This window comes from Bradyrhizobium genomosp. I (2014) (genome assembly GCF_000261685.1).
Classification (GTDB): Bacteria; Pseudomonadota; Alphaproteobacteria; order Rhizobiales; family Xanthobacteraceae; genus Bradyrhizobium.
The window spans coordinates 1-238 of record NZ_AJQE01000010.1; the positions used below are offsets into that span (position 1 = coordinate 1).

Annotated in this window: 2 pseudogenes; one reads left to right on the forward strand and one right to left on the reverse strand. The window is 66.0% G+C overall.

Annotated features, from left to right (window positions below):
* Positions 1-123: pseudogene (locus IC50_RS40970) on the reverse strand (cobalamin biosynthesis bifunctional protein CbiET); the annotation flags it as partial.
* A gap of 10 nt (positions 124-133) precedes the next feature.
* On the opposite strand from IC50_RS40970, the pseudogene IC50_RS42870 reads away from it, so the two are divergent.
* Positions 134-238, forward strand: a pseudogene (locus tag IC50_RS42870) (cobalt-precorrin-6A reductase); the annotation flags it as partial.

Sequence of the window (238 nt, forward strand, 5' to 3'; positions counted from 1 at the left end):
CGCAAGGTGGCGCTCGCCACCGAACACGGTTTCAGCCTCGGCAAGCGCCTTTCGGCTTGCCTCGGACAGCCCGGCAAGGCCATCTTCGCCGATACCGATGATGGTCAGCCAGGGATCAGCCAAGGAATCACTCATGACACGCGCCCTCATTCTGGGCGGAACGGCCGATGCGAGCCTGCTCGCAGCGGAGATCGCGCGCGCCGGCATCGACGCCGTCTATTCCTATGGCGGCCGCACC